The 15,823-nt window shown below is 54.1% G+C and carries 11 protein-coding genes; 7 read left to right on the plus strand and 4 right to left on the minus strand.

Annotated elements, in window-relative coordinates:
- Nucleotides 1-74: 74 nt before the first annotated feature.
- The 3 genes from F5984_RS16040 to F5984_RS16050 all read right to left on the minus strand — a co-directional run bounded on the left by F5984_RS16040 (nt 75) and on the right by F5984_RS16050 (nt 5,585).
- Entirely contained in the window at nt 75-2,849 is a 2,775-nt protein-coding gene (locus F5984_RS16040; protein ID WP_152125261.1) for a TonB-dependent receptor, read from the minus strand.
- A 182-nt stretch (nt 2,850-3,031) separates the two neighbouring features.
- Nucleotides 3,032-4,435: a tetratricopeptide repeat protein gene (locus tag F5984_RS16045; protein ID WP_019988582.1), complete on the minus strand. Its 1,404-nt coding sequence runs from the start codon at nt 4,433-4,435 to the stop codon at nt 3,032-3,034.
- A 118-nt stretch (nt 4,436-4,553) separates the two neighbouring features.
- Nucleotides 4,554-5,585: an SDR family NAD(P)-dependent oxidoreductase gene (locus tag F5984_RS16050; protein WP_152125262.1), complete on the minus strand. Its 1,032-nt coding sequence runs from the start codon at nt 5,583-5,585 to the stop codon at nt 4,554-4,556.
- A 243-nt stretch (nt 5,586-5,828) separates the two neighbouring features.
- On the opposite strand from F5984_RS16050, the gene metG reads away from it, so the two are divergent.
- From metG to F5984_RS16085, 7 genes are all read left to right on the plus strand, one after another.
- Nucleotides 5,829-7,892 carry a methionine--tRNA ligase gene (gene metG, locus F5984_RS16055; protein ID WP_185155530.1) on the plus strand — a complete coding sequence of 688 codons (2,064 nt, stop codon included), beginning with the start codon at nt 5,829-5,831 and terminating at the stop codon, nt 7,890-7,892.
- 372 nt (nt 7,893-8,264) lie between these two features.
- Complete coding sequence (locus tag F5984_RS16060; RefSeq protein ID WP_019988579.1) at nt 8,265-8,765, plus strand: response regulator transcription factor; 501 nt, start codon at nt 8,265-8,267, stop codon at nt 8,763-8,765.
- 394 nt (nt 8,766-9,159) lie between these two features.
- Entirely contained in the window at nt 9,160-10,056 is an 897-nt protein-coding gene (locus tag F5984_RS16065) for a sugar transferase (RefSeq protein ID WP_246169038.1), read from the plus strand.
- Complete coding sequence (locus F5984_RS16070; protein WP_152125263.1) at nt 10,035-10,958, plus strand: glycosyltransferase family 2 protein; 924 nt, start codon at nt 10,035-10,037, stop codon at nt 10,956-10,958. The genes F5984_RS16065 and F5984_RS16070 overlap by 22 nt, the downstream gene beginning before the upstream one ends.
- A 20-nt stretch (nt 10,959-10,978) precedes the next feature.
- Nucleotides 10,979-12,193: a glycosyltransferase family 2 protein gene (locus F5984_RS16075; protein WP_152125264.1), complete on the plus strand. Its 1,215-nt coding sequence runs from the start codon at nt 10,979-10,981 to the stop codon at nt 12,191-12,193.
- A 42-nt stretch (nt 12,194-12,235) separates the two neighbouring features.
- Nucleotides 12,236-13,744, plus strand: coding sequence for an O-antigen ligase family protein (locus F5984_RS16080; RefSeq protein ID WP_152125265.1), 1,509 nt, complete (start codon nt 12,236-12,238; stop codon nt 13,742-13,744).
- A complete protein-coding gene (locus F5984_RS16085) occupies nt 13,728-14,921 on the plus strand; it encodes a glycosyltransferase (protein WP_152125266.1) in 1,194 nt (397 codons plus the stop codon). Before F5984_RS16080 ends, F5984_RS16085 begins: the two co-directional genes overlap by 17 nt.
- A gap of 25 nt (nt 14,922-14,946) precedes the next feature.
- Here F5984_RS16085 and F5984_RS16090 read toward each other — a convergent pair whose 3' ends face one another.
- The gene (locus F5984_RS16090) at nt 14,947-15,816 is read right to left on the minus strand and encodes an alpha-1,2-fucosyltransferase (RefSeq protein WP_152125267.1); all 870 of its coding nucleotides are present in this window, start codon (nt 15,814-15,816) and stop codon (nt 14,947-14,949) included.
- Nucleotides 15,817-15,823: the final 7 nt, after the last annotated feature.

A 15,823-nucleotide genomic window follows, 5' to 3' on the forward strand; every position in this document is an offset into this window, starting at 1 on the left:
CTACAAGAGTTAACCCGTTTAGGTTGGCATTAGTTATGAGCTGTTGCCCGTTGGCGCATGGATTACAATGTGCCTTAAAAGTTAGCCGTCAGGTTTACAAAGTAATAGCCCCCGTTGAACCCAAATTGCGTGGCATTACGGCTGTACACAAACCGGCCAAAAGACGTATTGTCGAGTGGAGGAGACACAAATGCCTGCGTGTTTTTAATCTTGTCGGGGTACACATCCAACGCATTGTTGGCACCAACTGCAATGGTGATAGCCTTGGTCAGCGCGTAGCCAATGTTGATGTCAGTCACAATTTTGGGGCTGTACGTCTCATCGAGGGCCGCGTTCGACGGATCGCGAACCGCCACTTCTCCGAATCGCGTAGCGCGGACATTGAAGCGCAGTTTATTGATCGTGTAGTTGGCCCCAAGGGTTATTTTGCTGCGCGGATTGGCTAATTCGATGAAACCCCGCTGCTGCCGGTTGAACAGTACGTTTCCGAAGGTATTGTCATTCGGAATACGCTCTGTGCCGCGTAGTTCAGTGATCTCGGTGCGGTTGAAGTTAGCCGCCAGCGTCAGGTCCAGCTTGCCCGTGTTGATTCTGGGGCTGGTTGAGACCACTACATCCAGACCGCGGGTGCGGGTGTTGATGGCATTGGTGAAGAAAGCCGCTGCGTTCACATCGCGGGCCCCGGCTCCGTCGAGAATACCAGTTACGACCTGTCCAGAGGTGCTTGTGCCCCGCTGAAACTGTCCGGTCAACACAATCCGGTCGGTAATATCAATTTGGTAAGCATCCACCGTGATGCTCAGGTTCGAGACCGGCCGCGATGTAAGCCCGAGGGCGTAGTTCAACGAGCGTTCGGCCTTCAGCTGTGGAATCCCGAAGGCATTGGCAATCGCTTCGCCGTTACGGAAGGTTCCTACCTGTAAGGGGGTCAGCGTACCGCCCACATTCACAAACTGTGTTGATACCGCGCTGAACAGCCGCTGATGCATAGAGGGTGCCCGGAAACCTGTTGAGATACTCCCCCGAATCGACAGAATTTCGTCCACAATTTTGTAGCGGCCGGCTACCTTCCAGGCTACGTTGCCCCCAAAGTCAGAGTAATTTTCGAACCGGGTAGCCGCGTTCAGCAACAACCGGCTGGTAATGTCGCTTTCAACATCGACATAGGCCGCAAACACATTCCGGGTGGCATTAACAGCATTGGTGGGCCGGAAACCCGGAAATACCTGCGCCCCGGCCGCAAACTGAGTAGCCGGTGGAGCCTGGTTGTAGCTCTGCCACGAGGTTTCTTCGCCAGCTGAAATCTGGTAGTTGTCTACCCGGTACGAAAGGCCCCCCGCTACGTTGAACGAGTTCAGCCCCAACTGACTGCCAAAATCACGCGATACCCCCGCATCGGTCGTAAGCTGATTAAACCGGAGTGTACCTGCGTAAAACTCCGACTGCGTCCGGTCGGGGCGGGTAGTAGCCCGCGCCAGCGAAGCGTTCAGGGAGTTTTTTACATCGAACCGGAATTGGTTACCACCATACACCGCACTAACGTCCCAGTTCCAGCCCGATTCGCTCTTGCCGCTCAAACCGGCCGTACCCGAATAATCCTGAATAGTCGATTGGATTTGCGGCAGATATCCATTCCGGTATATCGTTGTGTCGATCTGCGTATTCTGGAATGGGTAACGGTAGAAGCCCGCAGCAATACCGCGTCGGTAGTTGTAGCCGCCGTTGGCGTAAAAAGTGGCGGTTTTACTTACCGGTAGGCGCATATTGATAAACGTAGCAATGTTGTCGACAGCCGAGTTACCAATCTGCATGTTGTTTTCCCGGCTGAAGCCCCGTTGTGCAATACGGGCTTCGTCTTGTGCCCGCAAAGCCTGATTAACAACCCCGTTGTTGACCCAGTTGAAGTACACCGGCCCGGTGTAGGTACCAGCGCGGTTGGTGGCTTCGCGGCTGCGACCTTCAACCGTTACACTCAACACCCCTTCTTTCCCCAGCCGGAAACCGTGGTTCACGCCCAATAGCAACACCCGGCCGTCGCCGGCATATTGCTGACCAAATTGCGCATTGACCGAGGTGCCGATTTTTTCTTTTAGCCGAAGGTTGATAACCCCGGCGATGGCGTCGGAACCATACTGCGATGCGGCTCCGTCGCGCAGTACTTCAACGCGTTCCAGAGCGGTGGCGGGCAAGGCATTCAGGTCGGTACCCACCGAGCCGCGCCCGATGGTTCCATTGACATTGACCAGCGCCTGATTGTGTCGGCGCTTGCCATTGAGCAGAACCAGCACCTGATCGGGGCCGAGACCGCGAATGGTGGCCGGATCAATGTGATCGGTTCCGTCGGCTACGGTCTGCCGCGACGAATTGAACGAAGGGGCCACAAAGTTCAGCTGCTGGGTTGGTTCAACCTGTCCGGTGGCGGCCAAATCGCGTGATTGGATTACGTCGACCGGGGCAACGGTTTCGACGCTCGTGCGTACCTGCGTTGAGCGCGAACCTACCACTACTACTTCGCTGAGGCTTGCATTTGACTCGGTCAGTTCGACGTTCAACACGACCGACTCACCAGAGCCTACCGGCACTTTTGATTCACGGGTTTCGGAGCCGATCGCACTAAACCGAATGGTATATGTTCCGGCTGCTTTCAGCGGCAGAATGTAATTGCCGCTACCATCGGTAGTGGCACCCTGTGTGGTACCGGTAGCCAGGACCGTGACACCGGCCAGGGCCTCTTTAGTGCGGGCATCGGTGACACGCCCGCTAATTCGCTGGGCGAATGTGGCAGCTACTGACAGTAGCAGTAGCGAAGCGGTTAAGGTTAGCCGCTTCAGGTTATAGAACTTGCGCATAGGTTAGTTGGTTGACGAAATTAAATTTGGAAAACTTTACTGATCACGACGAAATGTCTACGCACATAAGTGCATATGCCGTAAAATAAATAACCCGATTCAGCCCATACGGTTTGAATCGGGTTATGTTTTCAAAAACTATTTACTACCTACTCTTTGCGTAGAGTATCGGTATCGCTCTGTTACTCAGCTTTATATTGCTGAATGATTTTGTACAGAGCTTTTTGCTTTTCCAGCTCCGGGAAAAACTCAAAGAGTTGCAGGTGGCCGTTATAATCCAGAGTCAGGGCCGCTTCGAGCTGTATCAGGGCCTCGCGGTACATGCCCGCGTGAATTAGATACACTGCTGAGCGGTAGTACAGGTCAGCCTCTTTCGGTAACTCCTCCAGGCCCAGTTGAATAATATCATTGGCTTTGTCGAAGTTGCCCTGATCAAACGGCACCAGCGACCAGACCAGATACACGTCGGGATTCGACGGGTCGACCGAGGCCGCCTTTTCGAAGGCTTCTACACTCGATACCACATTACCGATTTTGTACTCGGTTTCGGCCAGCGCGAGGTAATACTCCGCGTTATTGTCGTTGAGCTTGATGGCTTTTTGCAGAAAGGGCAGAGCCTCGTACCACTTGCCCGATTCGCTCAAACAAACCCCGATACCGTACCAGGCTTCGTCCCACATGTTATCGAGCCGAACAGCCTCGCGGTACTCCCGAATAGCTTCGGGCAGGCGATCCTGCTTTTCCAGACTGGCCCCGAGGTGGCAGTAGGTATCAGCGGTTGGCTCTTCGTGCAGCAGGGTAGTCCGGTAGCAACCTTCGGCCTTTTCAAACTGACCCAGGTTCATGTAGGTATTGCCCAGATTGAAGTGGGCCGAGGCAAAATCGTCTTTGATGATTGTCGCGTACTCGTAGGCTTCGGCGGCTTCTTCAAACCGGGTGAGCTTGCTGTACGTAATCCCCAGATTATACCATGCATGGTACGAATACGGGTCTTTGTCAATCAGCCCTTTGTAGTACGGCAGGCTGGCTTCGAGCTCGCCCGTTACGTCAAAGCAAAACGACAGTTCGTAGAGCGCGTTTTCGTTGGCCATGTTGAGGTCAATGGCCTTCTTGTAGCAGTTGATGGCTTCGTCGTACTTACCCCAGTTCTGGTAGCTCTGTCCGATCTGAAAATAGATATCGTCTTTGTCGTCGGTATTGTCGAGCATGTCTTCCAGGACCTGCACTGACTCTTCAAACCGCCCGGCCATGTTCAGCACCGTGCCCTGCATGTACTGCACGTCGAGGTCACCGGGGTTAAACAGCCCCGCCCGCTCCAGCAGTTCGAGCGACTCATCAAATCGGCTGAAATTGGCCAGAATCTGCGCCTTATCGAGCATCAGCTCAAGGGCGTAGGGGAAGTTTTCGAGGCCGGCTTCAGCGGCCTGGAAGGCTTTTTCGAGGTCGCCCTCACCCAGGTAGTGCTCAACGAATCGCTCATAGACGTCAAGGTCAAAAAACTGACGCTCCTGCTTAACCAGCATGGCCTCAAACCGCCGGAGAGAATCATTTATATCACCTTCTCTTTCTTCAAACTCTTGCTCCATGTTGAGTCCTCAATGGGTTATGTTCGGGGGATAGGGGCCGCACCAGAAGCGCGAACTATCCCAAACTGTAAGAAATATAAGTACAAAAACAGAATCTGCAACGCCCGGAATTAAAAAATTACAGCCCGGTGAAAGCTCGGGCCGCGCGTGTCAGGGTTTCTGAAAGTGGGCGGTATTGAAAATCAATTGTCTGGTTGATTTTCTGTCCATCAAATGCGTACCACGAACTGGCCGACCGTGCTGTTTCGCGGGTGATGAGCGGGGCTTTGCCCGTCAGTCGGGCGCGGATACTTTCCAGCGGCCAAAGCAACTGCGTCAGTGCGGGAGCTATACGGATTCGGGGTGGCCGTTTGTTGAGGGCTGCCGCCATCTGTTCTAACAATTCGCGGTAGGGAATCGTGCCCGCGTTCAGAATAAACCGGTCTTCGGTGAGCGAATTGGCCTCCATAAGCTGGAAAAGGGCTTCGGCTACATCGAGTACATCAACGTAGTTGACTAATCCGGCCGGATAAAATGGTTTTTCGTCGTTCACGTATTTGAAAAGCTGTACACTGCTCCGGTTCCAGTCGCCCTCACCCAGCACAATACTCGGGTTCACCATCACGGTGGGGAGCCCCTCCGCTACGCCCCGCCAAACTTCCAGCTCCGCCCGGTACTTACTCTTGGCATAGGCCGAGTTATTGGGTGAATCTTCCCATTTCTGGCTCTCATCAATCCGGATGGGCTCGGTGGTACGGGTCTTGTTGGCCGGGCGGCCCAGCGCAGCTACCGAACTCAGGTAGCCTAACTTCCGAACAGCCGCTTTCAGGCATACATTAACCACATTGGCGGTCCCCTCTACATTGACCTTGGTCATGCGGGTTTGATCCTTCGGCACAAACGAAACAATAGCGGCCGCGTGAATCACGTCGAGAGTAGGGGTGTCGCGTTTGGCGTGCAGGGCGGCTTCGAGCGAGGGAATATCGAGTATATCACCTTCGTGCCAGTGAATCTGATCGGCTACATCGGCGAGTAAGCCCGTGTGTCCTGCCGAGCGGGTGAGAGCCTCGACCCGGTACCCGGCTGCCAGGTAGCGCCGGGTTATATGTGACCCTATAAAGCCGGTAGCACCGGTTATGAATACGGTTCTAGGGGGTATCGATGAATCCATGCAAAAAAGCGGTCGGTGCTATGAAAGGGGGACTCAAAACGCCACCGTCCGGTGACTATATAACCAACCGGGAACATATTAAGGTCCCTGTGGGTATATTCCATAGCGATTCGACCCTGTTTTGGTAAACTTAACAATCCTCGGTGCCGAATTGCTAATTTTGCAGAAATTAGTTGCCAGTAGCCGGCATGGGTGGCACCACGAGGCCGCTTGTTCGGGTGCACCGGCGCGCAATCTCCTATCATGTTAGAAAATCCGCAGCGATATACCGTAACGGCAGCCCTTATCTATGCAAACGGCCCTATCCATATCGGGCACCTTGCTGGTTGCTACCTTCCGGCCGACATCTACGTGCGTTACCTTCGGGCAACGGGTAAAGATGTAGCCTTTATCAGTGGTACCGACGAACATGGGGTGCCGATCACGATCCGGGCTCAGAAAGAGGGTATCACCCCGCAACAGGTGGTGGATAAGTACTATACCCAAATCAAAAAGTCGTTTGAAGATTTCGGGATCTCGTTCGATATCTATTCCCGGACTTCCAACAAAATTCACCACGAAACCTCGCAGGAAATCTTTCTGAACCTGTACAAGGGCGGTAATTTCACGGAGGAGGTAACCGAACAGTATTACGACGAAACCGCGAAGCAGTTTCTGGCCGACCGCTACATTGTGGGCGTGTGCCCGGTATGCGGCAACGAAAATGCGTACGGCGATCAGTGCGAACGGTGCGGCTCAACCCTCAGCCCCACCGAGTTGAAAGAACCGTTGCGGTCGATGCTGTCGGGAGCAAAACCCGTGCTGAAATCGACCAAAAACTGGTACTTGCCCCTCGACCGGATGCAGCCCCGGATTGAAGAATACGTGAACAGCCACCCGGAGTGGAAAACCAACGTATTTGGGCAGTGTCAGTCGTGGCTCAAAGAAGGGCTGCGTCCCCGCGCCATGACCCGCGACCTCGACTGGGGTATCAGCGTGCCTTTGCCTGATACTGACGGTAAGGTGTTGTATGTGTGGTTCGATGCGCCCATCGGCTATATTTCGATGACCAAGGAGTGGGCTGCCGAGCAGGGCCGCGACTGGGAACTGTACTGGCGCGACGAGCACACCAAGCTGGTACACTTTATCGGCAAAGACAATATCGTGTTTCACTGCATCATTTTCCCCGCGATGCTGATGCACGAAGGCAGCTATATTCTGGCCGACAACGTACCCGCCAATGAGTTTATGAATCTGGAGGGCGACAAAATCAGTACCTCGCGCAACTGGGCTGTCTGGCTGCACGAGTATCTGGACGAAATGCCCAACAAAGAAGATGTGCTCCGGTATGTGCTGGCGGCCAATGCCCCCGAAACTAAAGACTCTGAGTTTACGTGGAAGGATTTCCAGACCCGCAACAACGCCGAGCTGGTGGGGATATTCGGAAACTTTGTGAACCGGGCTTTCGTACTGACCCAGAAATTCTGCGACAACCGGGTGCCTACCCTCGCCGACCTGACTGAGTACGACCACGTGGTGCTCAACGAACTGGCGCAGTACCCCGACCGCATCGGGCAGGCCATTGGGCAGTATCGTTTCCGGGAGGCTCTCATGCACCTGATGGATTTGGCGCGGCTGGGCAATAAGTACCTGGCCGAAACCGAACCCTGGAAGGTCGTCAAAACTGATGTGAACCGCGCCCAGACCATTCTGCACATTGCGTTGCAGATCACGGCCAATCTGAGTATTCTGTGCGAGCCCTTCCTGCCGTTTACGGCCCGTAAGCTCCGGCAGCAACTGAATGCCGAGGTCCTCGACAAGGATATTCTGACCTGGCTCAATGCCGGGAAAGCCGACCTGCTCACCGAAGGGCACACGCTGGGCCAAAGCAGTCTTCTGTTTGAGAAGCTGGAAGACGATGTGATTAATCGACAGATTCAAAAATTACACGACGCTAAACGCATGAACGAGTTAGCTACCAAAGAGGTACCCACCCTCAAAGGCGAGATTGCCTACGACGATTTTGCCAAAATGGATATTCGGATCGGTACGATTACAGAAGCCGAGCGGGTACCTAAAAGTGATAAGTTGCTCAAATTACGGGTCGACGATGGGATGGGTGGCCGCCAGATTCTGAGCGGTATCGCCAAGCACTTCGCACCCGAAGATCTGATCGGAAAGCAGGTAACGTTTCTGGCCAATCTGGCTCCGCGCAAGATGATGGGGCTGGAGTCGCAAGGTATGATTCTGATGGCCGAAGACCGCGACGGAGCCCTGGCCATGCTGCCACCCAGCAAGGGGGTTTGGAACGGAGCTACTGTTAGCTAATACTCAATTTATTGGAGTACGAAATGCTGTGAAGGCCGGGTGAAAACCCGGCTTTTTTACTTAGTGAGTAGGCCCGTAATGCAGAGAATATGCCCTATCGTTACTCGTATTGGTTACAAAATGATCTTGGTATAGTAATAAAATCTGATAGCTTTTGTCGCTGAAATAGCATTAAGAACAAATTAATTATGTGCCTTTTAAAGCTACTTACAGGTACTGTTGTGTAGAAATATATAGCGACTTATAGAAAAAATGCTATCAAAAAGACCACTTGTTCGAAATAGGACAAATTGTGATCTTAAGATGAGTTACTCGGTATATATAAAATAGTCTAAATGGACAGATCTAACCCATCTTTAAAAAATCCATACAATGAAACCGAAGTTCCAACTACTCATAGTAGATGAAAGTACCTATGTAGCCGGTATTCTCACGCAAACGCTTGAAAAGGACTTTGAGATAACCGTTGTTAACACAGGTCAGGACGCGGCTCGGCTATTAATTCAGGGAAATCGGTACGATTGTGTGCTTACCGAGTTGAATCTTCCATTTTTCAGCGGTCTCGAAATCACGAAACTGATTCGTATGAGTAAACTTATTGCTCATACGCCAATTGTTATACTTTCCAGTGCTACCTCCAGCGACACCCGAATTGAGTGTCTTGAACAAGGCGTTGACAGTTTTATCTCCAAGCCGTTCAACCCCCTCGAAGTGAAGGCCAAACTCAATGCACTCCTGCGCCGGACGGTTCCCCAAACCGACGAGCGGATGGTGGCCGATCTGGACCGTGCCGAACCCAAAAGCGCCTGGCAGCCCAAGTCTCGCTTCCTGTCGATTTTCTCGCGTGGGTACAGTGTGTCGCAAAGTGCCTGATTGGTTAGATAGCCCGTGTGTGCAATTGTCTGGTAAAAACACAGCAATATCTGTGCCAGCATCACGGTGCTAAGTCCTCGTTATACAGCCTCCTTGTTTTGTGAATAGTTCGATAAAGCCCAGTCTTCTCCTGATCGAGGAAGACGACTATATCGTGAATCGACTCATCGATTCATTGGGCGGATCATGCTTGCTCACGCGTTTTCGGAATACAAAACACGCAGAACTGTGGTTGGTCGGCGCTACTCCGGTAGATCTGATTATTGTAGACCAACAAAGCAGTTTTGGTGTATTGACCCTGGTTCGGACAAACCGAATGCTGGTGTCGGTGCCCGTTTTGTTGACGAGAGAGCTTGACAGGCAGATCGTTAGAGTTTCATCAACCCCAGGAGTTATGGATATTATTGACGCGGAGGAGCCTGACAAACGTATTCGGCAACAAGTAGATTATTACACGGAGGTCTATGACCGATTGAAGCAGGCCCCGGCTCCGGTTGGGGGGCAGACGGCCTTTGTGTTCCGGTTGCCCTGGTGGAAACGCGCTGTGGATGTGCTGGTGTCATCAGTAGCTCTGATCCTGCTTTCACCACTCCTGCTGCTCGTCGCCATTCTGATTAAACTCGATTCGAGAGGGCCGGTTTTTTATCGCTCTACCCGAGCTGGTACCAACTACCGGATCATCAACATGTATAAGTTTCGGACAATGCGGGTCCGGGCCGACCAGGAAATCACGAGCCTGGCCAGCTCCAATATCTATGCCAAAAGCCCGCAACCGGCCGATTCGGAAGACCCGGCCACCGGCTCATCCACGTTTTTGTGCAGTGCCTGCCGCGAGCGGGGTGTTGCGTGCCAGCAGCCACTCTTCGACCAGAACCGGCTGATTTGCGAGAAGCTGTACCTGCGCGAAAACGAAGAAGCGGCCAAGTTTATGAAGTTCCGAAACGACCCCCGTATTACGCGCCTGGGTACGTTTTTGCGCAATAGCAGTATCGACGAGCTACCGCAACTGCTCAATGTACTGCTGGGCGATATGTCGGTGGTAGGTAACCGGCCCTTACCCCTGTACGAAGCGGAAAAGCTGACCACCAACGAGTCGGCGCAGCGATTTGCCGGGCCGGCTGGCCTCACGGGGCTCTGGCAGGTAAAAAAGCGGGCTAAGGGGCAGGGGCCTATGTCGGACCGCGAACGAACCGCTCTCGACATTGAGTACGCCCAAACCTTCTCGTTCAAAACAGACCTATTTATCATGTGGCGGACTCTCTTTAGCTTATGGCAGAAGGAAAACGTGTAGGCGATAAGGCCCCGCTCGTGTCGATGGTGACCATCAACTACAATCAGGCCGAAACAACCCGGCAGTTTCTGGAGTCGGTGCGGGCGCTGGCGTACCCGAATTATGAAGTGATTGTTGTCGACAATGCGTCGGAGCCGAGCCTGAACAGTCAGGTCGATATGGCGCTGTACCCGTGGGCACACGTGGTGCGGAGTGAGGTGAATCTGGGCTTTACGGGTGGCAATAATCTGGGGATGCAGCACGCGCGTGGGGAGTACTTTTTTATTGTCAATAACGATACGGAGCTGACCCCCAACGTGCTGCATGAATTGCTTCGGCCGTTTGAGGAGTCGACGTTGGTGGGCGTGGTATGCCCCAAAATCAGCTATTTCGATAACCCCCGGCTGTTGCAATATGCCGGGTATGGAGCCATGAATATGCTAACCGGAACGGCGCATATGGTGGGTTGCAACCAAACCGATCAGGGGCAGTTCGACCAGCCGGGGCCTACCCCTTTTGCGCACGGTTGCGCCATGCTCGTGAGCCGGAAGGTGGTGGAGCAGGTAGGGCGGTTTGCCGAGCAGTTTTTCCTTTATTACGAAGAGCTCGACTGGTCGCAGCGCATCCGAAACGCCGGGTATCAGATCTACTACCAGCCGTCGGCTACCATTTTGCACAAAGAGTCGGTTTCGGTAGGTCGGCATAGTACGCTCAAAACGTACTACCTGACCCGTAACCGGATTCTGTTCATGCGTCGGCATGGCTCACCTGCCCAACGAGCTGCATTTTACGCCTTTTTTGCCGGGGCTGTGCTGCCCAAGCATCTGCTTACATACGCCCTGAAAGGGCAGTTTGCCCATGCCAGAGCCTTTGCGCGTGGCGTGTTCTGGAACCTGACTTCAGGAAGTACGTCGCCCGTATAACACCTATTCCACCCTCATCCATGACTGCATTCTATTACATACTGGTGGGTTTATTTGCGGGGCTGAGCTTTGTGGTGTTTTACACCTATCTGGGGTACGGCCTTGTGGCCTGGGTGCTCGTAAAACTGCGCGGTAACCGGTACCAAAACAGCCAACCTGCAGAGTTACCGCACGTAACCATGGTGGTGCCGGCTTACAACGAAGCCGATTATTTGCCCGCCAAGCTCCGTAACTGCCTCGCTCAGGATTACCCGGCCGACCGACTGCACTTTCTGTTTGTGGTGGAAGGGTCAACTGATGGCTCGGCTGAGTTCCTGGCCCGGCAGGAGATACCTAACCTCCGTATTCTGTCGGGGAGTCAACGTTTGGGCAAAATTGCGGCTATGAACCGGGCCATGAGCGAGGTGCAAACGCCCATCACCATTTTTACCGATGCCAACACGCAGCTCAACACAGAGGCCGTGAGCCGCTTGGTGAGCCGGTTTACGGAGGGTGTGGGGGCCGTAACGGGCGAAAAACGGATTCAGATGGCCGACGCCGAGTCGGCTGCGGGCAGTGGCGAGGGCTTGTATTGGCGGTACGAGTCGTTTCTGAAAAAACTGGACGCGCAACTACACACCATTGTGGGGGCTGCGGGTGAGCTGTTTGCCATTCGCACCGACCTGTACGAACCTGTGGAACCCGATACCCTGCTCGATGATTTTGTGATTTCGCTTCGTATTGCCGGGCGTGGGTACCGGGTTGAGTATGCCCCCGATGCCTACGCCCTCGAACGCCCCTCGCACTCGGTGGGTGAAGAAAAAAAACGGAAAGTTCGGATAGCTGCCGGTGGTTTTCAGGCCATGAAACGGCTGGCGTACCTGCTCAATGTGGCGCGTTATGGCTGGTTGAGCTTTCAGTATGTGTCGCACCGGGTGTTGCGGTGGGCCGTAACACCGTTTTGTTTGCCCGCCCTACTCTTGCTCAATGTCCTGATTCTGGGTGTGCTGTACGTGGGTGATACCCAGATACCGGCGGGCGCGGCCCGGTTATGGTGGGGTATGTTGGGGGCTCAGGTTGTTTTCTACGTGGCTGCCTATGTGGGTTATGTGCTCGAAAACCGACAAACCCGCCTGAAACTGACGTTTGTGCCGTTCTATTTCGTATTCATGAACTGGTGTGTACTGCTGGGGTTTGCCCGGTTCAACCGAGGTAATTTGACGGGTGTCTGGGAAAAATCGAAGCGAGCGGCCTAAGCAGAGGCTATTCGACTCAAACTCAACGATTCGAAAAAGACAATGACCCATACTGATTCATTTACCGAAATGCTGATGGACCGGCTCCGGGATAAAGCCTGGCTGGTGGGGCTGTTCGGTGTGGCCACGGCACTGGCAAGTGGTTGGCTCATTGGAACGATGGGCGTCAAGGGGGCGCTGATTACCGTGGCACTGCCGGTTGTACTGGCCGTGTTGCTGAGTATTCTGCTCGAACCCCGCATTGGCCTGTATCTGTACATAAACTTCAGTTTTCTGATCGGGGCGTCACGGTTTCTCGAAAACGAACTTCCGGTAGGGACCGGCCTCGATGGGCTACTGGTTTTTACGTTGCTAAGTGTCTTTCTGAACGGCCGACAGATGAACTGGCGCCGACTGCACAATCCGGCTTTTTATCTGCTGACTATCTGGCTCGTTTATACCATTTTAGCCTATTTCAATCCCAACGCGCCGTATCCGCCCGCCTGGTTTTATCACGCCCGGTCGTACTCGCTCAACTGGTTTTTTCTGGCCATCATTGTGCTGGTTACGCCCATCACGCAAGCCAATGTCTGGCTCTTTATCCGAACGTGGCTGGTGTGGTCAGTGCTGGCGGCTTTCTGGGGGTTCAAGCAGCAATACATCGGCCTCACACCCGCCGAGCAAAACTGGCTGGCTGCCGGGGCCGAGAAAACCCACATTTTGTGGGGACAGCTCCGAAGCTTCTCGTTTTATTCCGACGCCGGGCAGTACGGTTCTGAGATGGCGGGCGTCACATTGGTGAGCCTGATTCTGTTTTTTCAGGTCAAAAAGATCCCATCGAAGGTGCTCTATCTGGTGCTGGTGCTGGTGTTGTTCTGGGGATACGCCGTTTCGGGAACGCGGTCGTCGCTCTTTGTGCTCATTGCCGGTTACGCGGCTTACCTGGGTCTTCAACGCAAAATTATCCCCATCATTCAGGGCGTCAGTTTGGCCGCGCCGTTGCTGGCGGTACTGCTGTTTACCAACATTGGCAACAACGTGTATCAGATTTACCGCATCCGAACGGCCTTGCGCCCCACGCAGGATGAGTCGTTTCTGGTACGGCTGGAAAATCAGCAGCGCATTCGTAATTACCTCAAAGACCTGCCATTTGGGGCCGGGGTCGGCTCGTCGTCGGGGGCGGGGGTTCGTTTTTCGCCCAATCACTGGGCCGCTCAAATTCCACCCGATAGCTGGTATGTGCAGCTTTGGATTGAGACGGGTATTGTGGGGGTGGTGATCTACGTCATCATGCTGATGGGTATGATTCTGATCGGTACGTATCGGCTTTGGCAGATCAAAGACCCCTGGCTGACTACCCTCATGCTGGTACTCTTGTCCGAGTTTATTGGTATTGCCGTAGTGAGTTATTCGAACCCTATTATGGGGCAGTTTCCAACCAGTACCATCGTATTTATCAGCTCCATGCTGTTTACGTCGGCCCATCGTTGGGCGCGTAAGCCGGAGCCTTCTGTCGACGATTCATTGTTACACCGCGTCCCATCTTACCCCGTACATGGAGCCTTTCGATAGTATCGTATGTGTTGGTCAGACCACCTGGGAGGGCGACTTCCAGAAGGCGGTTGTGCAGCTGATGTGTGAGTTCTCCGTACGGCACCGGGTGCTGTACGTCGACTATCAGCATACGTACAAAGATTTGCTGATGGGCGTGGCCGGGCAGCGCGGGGTGCCGGTCCGAACCATGATGCGGTTGAGTAGTCAGCTGGTAAAAAAGCCGGGGAAAAAGGGGAGTGAGGTGTACGTGTGGCACCCACCAACTATGCTGCCGATCAATTGGTTGTCGCCCGAACGGCACGACCGTCTGATTACCTGGAACGTAAACCGCCTGGTGAAGAGCCTGCGGAGCGTGTTGCGGCAGCTGGGTATGAAACGCCCCCTGATTATCAACGGGATGAATCCGGTGTTTGGCTTGCCCATGCTGCATCAGCTCAACGAGGCCGGTACCATCTATTATTGTTTCGATGAGATCAGTATTGCCCGCTGGATGAATCGGCACGGCGGACGCTACGAAGATGAATACCTGCGCCGGGTCAATGCCGTCGTGACTACGTCCGAAACCCTGCTCCAAACCAAAGCGCTACGGCAGCCGAACGCCTTTTGCGTGAAAAATGGCGTCAACTTCGAGCTGTTTTATCAGGCGCGCCAACTGGCCGAAAACCGCCCGCCCCAGAAGCCGGTAGTGGGGTATCTGGGCACGGCCGACAACCGGATCAACGTCGATATAGTGGAGCATTGCGTTCGGGAGATGTCCGACGTGACGTTTCAGTTTATCGGCGAAATAAAAGAGCCGACCCTGACGGAACGGCTTTCGCGTTACCCCAATGTCGTGTTTACGCCCCCGCATCAGCCCACCGATTTACCCCCACTGTTGGCCCGTTTATCGGCAGCTATGATTCCGTTTGTTTGCAACGAGCATACGTACACCATCTACCCGCTCAAAATCAACGAGTATCTGGCGGCCGGGTTGCCGGTGGTGTCTACACCCTTTTCGATTCTCGATGATTTTGCGGGCGTGGTCGAAATGGCCTCCTCGCCTGAGGTATTTGTGCAGGCCCTGCGTCGGGCCTTAGCCGATCAAAGCCCCGAGCGCATTGCCCAACGGGTCGATATGGCCCGTAATAACTCGTGGGAGCAGCGTTCGCACGAGTTTGAAGCCATCTTTAGGCAACTTATTCTTCAGCATTCATAGACGCGCTAGCGAGCCCGGAACGGTTCTACAGGCGCACCCAGTCTGCCGGAATCAGGTCCGCCGTGTTCCAGGGTTTATTCCGAAACCATTGTTTGGGGGCAATCACCCGTTTGTTGGGGCGCGGGTTGAGCCAGGCTCCCCACCAGCTAAACGAACTGTTGGCAATGATGTGATGATGGCAAAGGCTCATCAGTTGCAGGTCGTCCACGTCGGCGTCGGGGCCGGTGTTTTCGACGAGTACGTGCGGGCGCTCAAAGCGCATGTGCTGCCGTACCCACTCGGGGTCATCGCTAAACACAAACAGAGTCGCGTCGGGAAAATGCGCGCTCATCCGGGCCAAAGCAGCCTCGTAATAGGCATCGTTGAGGGCGCCGAATGACTGGCTAAACTCCGGGTGGCTCACATAGTCGCCCCGGCGGATATGCACCGAAACCGGCACCGGGGTTTGCTCAATCTGTTGCTGGTACTGAGCGTACATCGGGCCGGGCTGACGCCTGAACGTCAACTCCTGCCGAATGGCCGGGGTATTGGCCGCAAAATACCCTTCCGATTGCCAGAAGCCGTCCAGCGTGATAAATGCCCCTTTGGTGTTAGGTACGCTGGGGTCAAGGTGAAAATGCCGCTCTTTGCGGGTATCGAAAAGAGGGCGCAACGACCGGCCGGGCAACAAACGGGTGGCTTTAGACACGTACAGCCAGGGCGAATAATCGAGCAGGTCGTAGTCAATCGAAAACCGGTCGAGTTTGAACTGGCGGGGGGTATCGGTTTCGTAGGTTTGGTGATAGTAGCGCAGGTCGAACCAAAGCCGGGTCTGGTTCTGGATGGCCAAATGCCGCCCCAGCGCGTATTGAAACAACTGGTTGCCCAAGCCGCTTGTGATTTTTGCAATAACCATACAGGTT

The sequence above is a fragment of the Rudanella paleaurantiibacter genome, from assembly GCF_009184635.1.
In the GTDB taxonomy this organism is placed as follows: Bacteria; Bacteroidota; Bacteroidia; order Cytophagales; family Spirosomataceae; genus Rudanella; species Rudanella paleaurantiibacter.